This window comes from Sinomonas sp. (assembly GCF_051955515.1).
Taxonomy (GTDB): domain Bacteria; phylum Actinomycetota; class Actinomycetes; order Actinomycetales; family Micrococcaceae; genus Sinomonas.
Map to the genome: position 1 here is coordinate 1 of NZ_JBQCGQ010000063.1, position 3,294 is coordinate 3,294.

Sequence of the window (3,294 nt, forward strand, 5' to 3'; positions counted from 1 at the left end):
TCGGTGGCGGCCGTGCGCGGGGTGGGGCTGAGGCCCGCACACCCCACATAGGCCACAGAAGCTCAACCACCGACCCGAATAAAACACACCACGCCCCCGGCCGCTGGGGGCGCCCCCCCCCCCCCCTTCTGTGATTGATGAGGCTCTCAGCCTCGCAGCTTGCCGACCACGTAGTCGATGGACTGCGTGAGCTTCGTGACGTCGTCGGGCTCGATGGCCACGAACGTCGCGATGCGCAGCTGGTTGCGGCCGAGCTTCCGGTACGGCTCGGTGTCCACGATGCCGTTGGCGCGGAGGATCTTGGCCACCTGTGCGGCATCGATGGAGTCATCGAAGTCGATCGTTGCGATGACGTTGGAGCGGTCGGCAGGATCTGAGACGAACGGCGTGGCGAAGTCGGAGGCCTCGGCCCAGGAGTAGACCCGGCCTGCCGAATCGGCCGTCCGCTTCGCGGCCCAGTCCAGCCCGCCCTGCTCGTTGAGCCACTCGACCTGTGCGTTGAGGCTCACGAGGGTCGTGAGGCTCGGGGTGTTGTAGGTCTGGTTGAGCTTCGAGTTGTCCACCGCGGTCTTGAGGTCCAGGAAGTCCGGGATCCAGCGGCCCGAGGATTTGATCTCCTCGACGCGCTCGAGTGCGGCCGGGGAGAACAGCGCAAGCCAGAGGCCGCCGTCGGACGCGAAGTTCTTCTGGGGCGCGAAATAGTAGACGTCGCTCTCGGCGACGTCGACGTCGAGGCCGCCGGCGGCGCTCGTGGCGTCGATGAGCACGAGGGAGCCCTCGTCAGCGCCCTGGACCCGCCGAACCGGGGCAGCCACGCCCGTGGACGTCTCGTTCTGCGGCCAGGCGTAGACGTCGATTCCAGCCTCGGCCGCGGGCTCGGGCCGCGTGCCGGGTTCGGAGGTGCGGATGCTCGACGCCTCGAGGAACGGCGCCTTGTCAGTGGCCTTGGCGAACTTCGAGCCGAACTCGCCGAAGGAGAGGTGCTGGGCCTTCGAGCGGACCAGGCCGAAGGAGGCGGCATCCCAGAACGCCGTGGAGCCCCCCACGCCGAGGACCACCTCGTAGCCCTCGGGGGCCTTGAAGAAGGCCTTGAGCCCTTCGCGGACCGAGCCGACCAGATTCTTCACGGGGGCCTGCCGGTGCGACGTGCCGAGGAGCTTCGGACCCGCGGCTGCGATCGCCTCGACCTGTTCCTTCCTGACCTTCGAGGGGCCGGCGCCGAAGCGGCCGTCGGCGGGCAGGAGGTCGGCGGGGATGTCCAGCTTGGCGGCGGCGGTCGTTTCGCTCACAGAAGGCTCCTTGCGAGAATGCCGGGCGGGAGGCTCCTTCCGCCCCGAAACAGTGTGCCGCACACCCTCGGCGCGGTGCGAATTCGAGAAGCGAGGGGACTTGCCGCCGGCTCTCCGGGGCTAATCTGAGCTGTTCAAAATAAGCTAGACTGGCGATGCGCGCCGCGCCATGCGGGCACGCTCTTTCCTGCCCAAGGAGCCGCTGACTTCATGACCGATCTGATCGACACCACCGAGATGTACCTCCGCACCATCCTCGAGCTCGAGGAGGAGGGGATTGTTCCCCTGCGGGCGCGCATCGCCGAGCGGCTTCGCCACTCGGGGCCGACCGTGTCCCAGACGGTCGCGCGGATGGAGCGGGACGGCCTGGTGGTGGTCACCGGAGACCGCCATCTCGAGCTGACTGCGGCGGGCCGCAAGCGGGCCACCGAGGTGATGCGCAAGCACCGGCTCGCGGAGAGGCTGCTGGCTGACGTCATCGGCCTTGATTGGGCGTATGTCCATGATGAGGCGTGCCGCTGGGAGCACGTGATGAGCGAGCGCGTGGAGCGTCGGCTCTATGAGCTCCTCGGAAAGCCGAGCGAATCGCCCTACGGCAACCCGATCCCGGGCCTGGAGGCGCTCGGTGGCCAGCCGTCGCAGGGCTTCGGCAGCGGCGTGGTGACTCTCGTCGAGGCGATGCAGGGGTACGCGCCTGGCTCGCGCATCGTCGTCTGCCGCCTGGCCGAGCCCATCCAGGTCGATCCCGAGCTGCTCGCCCAGCTGGACGAGGGCGGGATCCGCCCAGGCGCAAAGCTCGCGCTCGAGCGGGTTGGGGACTATATCTCCGTCCGCACCCCGAAGGTCGATGGCGCGCTGGAGCTGCCCGTAGAAGTCGCCGCTCACGTCTTTGTGTCGGTCGGCTGAGCCCTTTTCGGCATTTGTGTGACCTATATCTCACACGTTCGCACATGCGATTCGCACAAAAATCCACCGCTTGGAGAAAAGTGAGAGCGGGCTGATCTGCGAGTGTCATCTCGCAAAAGGTCACGGCAATGTCACGGAGAGGTCGCCGAACCTCTAGGATGGACGCGGCGCCGTTCTCCGGCGCTGTCCCTTCCGCACGCCGAGCTCTGCCAGCGATGAGGGGCGCACCCTGGGCGTCTGGAGAGAGGTAGAAGCATGTCTCGAGTCGCCCCTGGCCCGCACCCCCTCACCGGGCTGCGTCCCCGCGATGCCGCGCGGGCGGACCGCCGTTCGCTCAAGCCGAGTGCGGTCCGTGAGCTGCGGCGCATCGCCGCGTCCGCGGGAACCGGGCAGAAGGCCGGAGTGGCCCTGGCTGCCGCCGGCGTGGTGCTGACGGTCGCGGCCCAGACGGCTGCGGCCGGGAGCGGGCCGAGCGCCGCCGATGCGGCGCGTGAGACGGTCTCGGACGCCGCCGTTTCGGCGCCAGCCGAGGCCAGTGTGGCCTTCTCACGGGCGCCGGTGAGCACCCGCGAGAGCGCCGACGGGCGCTTGAAGAGCATGCTGACGACTGCGTCCGCGCGCGCGATCTCCCCGGCCCAGGCCAAGGGTTCGCTGGGCGCACCGCTCAACTCCCTCGCCGAGTCGTCGCCGTTCGGCCAGCGCGTGAGCCCTATCGACGGCTCGGGCGACTTCCACCGCGGCGAGGACTTCGTCGCCGCCTGCGGGGCCGGGGTCCGGGCGGCATCCGCGGGCAAGGTCACGTTTGCAGGCTGGCACCCCTACGGGGGCGGGAACCGCGTGGTCATCGACCACGGGAACGGCCTCGAGACCACCTACAACCACCTCTCGTCGTTCAGCGTCTCTGTGGGCCAGTCGGTGGGCCGCGGCGACGTCATTGCCCTGAGCGGCACGACGGGCGCGTCCACGGGATGCCACCTCCACTTCGAGGTCATGGTCGAGGGGCCGGTCGTCGACCCGGCCGGCTGGGTGTGTGATAGGCCGCCCCGTTGATACCGCGTGTGCTTGGCCTGATAATATGAGACACGCCGGTGTTACGAAA

Annotated in this window: 3 protein-coding genes; 2 read left to right on the forward strand and 1 reads right to left on the reverse strand. The window is 68.8% G+C overall.

Annotated features, from left to right (window positions below; translation table 11 throughout):
* Window positions 1-146 precede the first annotated feature (146 nt).
* Window positions 147-1,289, reverse strand: a complete 1,143-nt coding sequence (serC, locus tag ACTHL9_RS03500; protein ID WP_440517346.1) for a phosphoserine transaminase — start codon at window positions 1,287-1,289, stop codon at window positions 147-149.
* Window positions 1,290-1,499: 210 nt separating this feature from the next.
* Between serC and ACTHL9_RS03505 the strand changes: the two genes are divergently transcribed.
* Window positions 1,500-2,195, forward strand: coding sequence for a metal-dependent transcriptional regulator (locus ACTHL9_RS03505; RefSeq protein ID WP_440517347.1), 696 nt, complete (start codon window positions 1,500-1,502; stop codon window positions 2,193-2,195).
* 255 nt (window positions 2,196-2,450) lie between these two features.
* Window positions 2,451-3,245 (forward strand): M23 family metallopeptidase, encoded by a 795-nt coding sequence (locus tag ACTHL9_RS03510; RefSeq protein WP_440517349.1) that lies wholly within the window; start codon window positions 2,451-2,453, stop codon window positions 3,243-3,245.
* Window positions 3,246-3,294 lie beyond the last annotated feature (49 nt).